2 protein-coding genes are annotated in these 4720 nt (G+C 65.7%); one reads left to right on the top strand and one right to left on the bottom strand.

The window, feature by feature from the left end; genetic code table 11:
- The first annotated feature begins 269 nt into the window (after positions 1 to 269).
- On the top strand, positions 270 to 1883 hold the full coding sequence (locus AB4Y84_RS13605) for an alpha-glucosidase family protein (protein ID WP_442250283.1): 1614 nt from the start codon (positions 270 to 272) through the stop codon (positions 1881 to 1883).
- Between the two features lie 332 nt (positions 1884 to 2215).
- On the opposite strand, the gene AB4Y84_RS13610 is transcribed toward AB4Y84_RS13605, so the two are convergent.
- Positions 2216 to 4720 (bottom strand): TonB-dependent receptor (locus AB4Y84_RS13610; protein WP_442250284.1); only part of this gene is annotated, 2505 nt, incomplete at its 5' end.

Here is a 4720-nt window from a genome sequence, read left to right on the forward strand (position 1 = left end):
CGACTGGATCTGGGACAGGCCCAGGGCGGGACGGGTGTCTTCAGTGATGGTCATGCGATCAGGCTTTCAGGCTCATCCCTGATTATAGGCGTTGCCTGTGAATTGGGGAGGAAACCGGGGGCCAGGCCACCGCCGCGCGCCACCGGGCGTGGCGTCTGGCGTGAATACGTATGCAGGCAGCGCCATCGTCGTGGGCCGCCGCTAAGCTTGCGGGAGTTGGTTTTCGGCCCGCTTCCAGCGGGTCCCGCATGCCCGGAGGGGGGCTGTCGATGTCGCACTATCCATGGTGGCGCGGAGCCGTCATCTACCAGATCTACCCGCGCAGTTTCCTCGACGCCAACGGCGACGGGGTAGGCGACCTGCCCGGCATCATCCAGCGCCTGGACCATATCGCCGCGCTGGGCGTGGATGCGATCTGGATCTCGCCGTTCTTCCGATCGCCGATGGCCGACTTCGGCTATGACATCGCCGACTACCGCGATGTCGATCCGCTGTTCGGCAGCCTGGACGACTTCGACCGGCTGCTGGCCAAGGCCCACGGCCTGGGCCTGAAGGTGATGATCGACCAGGTGCTCAGCCACACCTCGATCGAGCACGCCTGGTTCCGCGAGAGCCGCCAGGACCGCAGCAACCCGAAGGCGGACTGGTATGTGTGGGTGGATCCGCGCGAAGACGGCACGCCCCCCAACAACTGGCTGTCGCTGTTCGGCGGCGGTGCCTGGCAGTGGGAGCCGCGCCGCGAGCAGTACTACCTGCACAACTTCCTGGTGGACCAGCCGGACCTGAATTTCCACCACCCGGAGGTGCAGCAGGCGACCCTGGACAACGTGCGCTTCTGGCTGGACCGGGGTGTGGATGGCTTCCGCCTGGATGCGATCAATTTCTGCTTCCATGACGCGCAGCTGCGCGACAACCCGCCCAAGCCGGCCGACAAGCGCGTCGGCCGCGGCTTCAGCGCGGACAACCCGTACGCCTACCAGTACCACTATTACAACAACACCCAGCCGGAGAACCTGCCGTTCCTGGAGCAGCTGCGCGCCCTGCTGGACGAGTACCCGGGGGCGGTGAGCCTGGGCGAGATCTCCTCGGAGGATTCGCTGGCGACCACCGCCGAATACACCCAGGATGGCCGCCTGCACATGGGCTACAGCTTCGAGCTGCTGGTCAACGATTACAGCGCGGCCTACATCCGCGACACCGTTTCGCGCCTGGAAGCGGCGATGACCGAAGGCTGGCCGTGCTGGGCGGTGTCCAACCATGATGTGGAGCGGGCGGTCAGCCGCTGGGGTGGCCATCCGGCCGACCCTCGCCTGGCGCGGATGCTGGTGGCGCTGCTGTGTTCACTGCGTGGTTCGGTCTGCCTGTACCAAGGTGAGGAGCTGGGCCTGGCAGAGGCCGAAGTGCCGTTCGAGGCGCTGCAGGACCCGTATGGGATCACCTTCTGGCCCAACTTCAAGGGGCGCGACGGCTGCCGCACGCCGCTGCCGTGGATCGACGCGCCGCTGGCCGGCTTCACCACCGGCAAGCCGTGGCTGCCGATCCCGGCCGAGCACCAGGCGGCGGCCGTGGCGGTGCAGGCGCAGGATCCGCATTCGGTGCTGTCGGCCTTCCGCAGCTTCCTGRCCTGGCGTCGTACCCAGCCGGCCCTGCTGCACGGTGACATCCGGTTCCTGGACAGTGCCGAGCCAGTGCTGCTGTTCGAGCGTATGCTTGCAGATGAAACTCTCCTGCTGGCCTTCAACCTGTCGGCCGAAGCGGTGAGCCATCCGCTGCCGGCGGGCAACTGGCAGCAGGTGGCTGTGCCGGGCCCGGATGCGGGGACGGTGCAGGGCAATGAACTGCAGCTGCCGCCGCGTGCGGTGTATTGCGCGCGACGCAGCTGACCAATTTCTCCGGTGGCGGTACTTGCGGGGACGGGGCCGAAGCGCCCCGTCCCTTTTTTGTGGGCGCGGTTCCGGTGCAGGACATCCACGCATGGCGTGGATCTACCGGGGGTATGCAGGATGGATCCCCGTCATGCATGGATGCGATGCGGCGGGGTAGATCCACGCCATGCGTGGATGGGGCCGTACCGATCACGCTTGACTGGCCAACGCGTTGCGCACAAAAGAAAACCCGCTGCCTGCGCAGCGGGTTTCCGGTCCTGCTCCCCTTGGGTGCCGGCCAGCGGCCGGCACTACCGAGTCCGGGTCGCCGGGCATGGCCCGGCGCTACCTCAGAACTTGTAGTTCACGCCCAGCATGTAGGTGCGGCCCCACTCGATGTACTCCAGCGGGCGATCCTTGGTGCCGGCGTAGGTGCGGTACGGCTCGTTGGTCAGGTTGCTTCCCTGCAGCAGCAGGGTCAGCCCACGCAGGCTGCTGCTGTCGCTGAAGGTATAGCTGACCTGCGCATCGGTCACGTTCTCGCCCACGACATAACGCAGGGTGCGGTTGCCGTTGAAGTTGCCGATCTCGCCGATGAAGTCCGAACGGCGGCGCTGGCTCACGCGTGCTTCAAAGCCACTACGCTCGTAGTAGGCAGTGAAGTTGTACACGCGCTTGGACAGGCCGGGCAGGCTGATCGGGTCGGTGCCCACGCTGGACGCGCTTTCCGGATCCAGGATCTGGATGTCGCTCTTGTTGAAGGTCGCGCTGGCCTGCACGCCGAAGCCACGCAGGCTGTCGGTCAGCATTTCCAGCGGGAACGACGCGGTCAGCTCCAGGCCCTTCAGGGTGCCGCCCTTGCCGTTCACCGGAGTCGAGAACGTGCCGGTCGGCAGCACCGGCACCACCATGCCCGGCGGCGGCACATAGTCGCCCAGCAGGCCGGTGAAGTCGTAGTTGTCCACCGACTGGGTGTAGACGTAGCTCTTCAGGTCCTTGTAGAAGATCGCGGCGGCCACGTAGGCCTTCTCGCCGAAGTACTTCTCGTAGGACAGGTCCAGTGCGGTGGCGCGCCACGGGTCCAGCAACGGGTTGCCGCCACTGCCGCCGGGGCGACCGGTACCGGTATCCACGCCGAACTCCAGGCCCGCGCGCATCTGGTCCACGCGCGGGCGCGCGACCTGCTTGGCTGCGGCAAAACGCAGGGTCTGCTCATGCGGGAACATGAAGGCCAGGTTCAAGCTGGGCAGCCAGTCGTTGTACTTGCGGCCGTCCGAGTAGGGCTGGATGTTGTTGCCGGCCGCCTGCGAGCTGTCCCAGTAGCGCGAGTCCGAGCTCTGGTCGGTGTGCTGCATCTGCACGCCGATATTGCCGCGTACGCCCACCACACCGATGTCGGTGTTGATGTTCAGGCGCGCCCAGGCGGTGGTGATCTTTTCCTGCACCGTCCACGACTTGGGAATCAGGTAGTCCAGGTTGTCGACCGGATTGAAGGTCATGTAGCGACCGACCGCGCCAGGCACGTTCCAGGCCGGGATGGTGCCCAGGCCGGCGAAGCCGAGGTTGACCGGGCGGTACTGCAGATCCGATGCGATGTTGGCATCGCCCTGCGCGCCCAGCAGGATGTTGCCTTCGGACTGGGTCTTCACCTTGCGGCGGTCGGCATAGTTCACGCCGATATCCAGATCCGGTGCCCACGACGCCATTGCTTCGGGCAGGGCGATGGTCGCGGCCAGCTTGCCACCCTTCAGGCGGTCTTCCACCTTCGGCACCTTGCCGTAACCAGAACCGTAGATGGTGTTGGTCAGGAACAGCGCGTCCGGGTTGGAGTAGTTCAGGCCCGGGCTGATCTGCGAGAAGCCATCCTGGCGGAACTGCACACCGACCGTATCCAGCTGCGGCATCGGGGTCAGCTGCAGGTTGTTTTCCAGGTTCAGTTCGTCGCGGGTGGCCTTGGAATAGTTCAGGTCAGCGACCAGCTTGACGCTGCCGAAGGTGAACTCGTTGTTCCAGCCGAACGCATCGATCTTGTCCTTGCGCTTGTTGTACATGCCGCGTACCAGCGGGTACACGCCACTGGCGGTGCCACCGGTGAAGGTGCCATTGGCGTTGACCTGCGGGTTGCTGACCAGCAGGCCCGGGGTGTAGTTGCCGTTGTAGTTGCTGAGGTTGAGCTCGAACTGGTTGGCGGTGTCGATCTGCTCTGCTTCGGTGTGGAACGCGTCGAAGGTGCTGGTCCAAGCGTTGTTGGGCCGGAACTGGATCGTGGCCATCACACCGTCGCGCTTGTTGTTGCCGGTGCGGCGCAGCGCCTTGATGCCGTCGGTGAAGTAGGTGCCAGCGGCAACACCGGGGCGGTTGCCGTTGGTGGTGTGCTCGGTGGTCCACGGCTCGTACAGGCCCACCTGGTTTTCCTGGATCGGCATGTCGCTGTGCGCGTAGCCGATCGCGATGCCGAGCGTCTTGTCCAGGAACTGGTCGATGTAGCTGGCGCTGAAGCGGTTGCCGTACGGGTCGGTGTCGGCGGCGCGGCCCAACGAACTCTTCTGGTAGCGGCCGCTGACGGCGATGACGCGGTCGGGGAAGCTGAGCGGACGTGCAGTCTGCATGTCGATGGTGCCCGACAGGCCCTGGCCGACCAGCGCTGCGTCGGGGGTCTTGTACACGGTCACGCCGTTGACCAGCTCGGACGGATACTGGTCGAACTCGACGCCGCGGTTGTCGCCGGTGCTGACCACTTCACGCCCGTTGAGCAGGGTGGTGGCGAAATCCGGCGACAGGCCGCGCACGCTGATCACCTGCGCACGACCGGCCACACGCTGTGCGGCAAGGCCAGGCAGGCGCGAGATCGATTC

Origin of the sequence: Stenotrophomonas sp. 2YAF22 (assembly GCF_052114665.1) — a bacterium.
Lineage (GTDB): Bacteria > Pseudomonadota > Gammaproteobacteria > Xanthomonadales > Xanthomonadaceae > Stenotrophomonas > Stenotrophomonas indicatrix.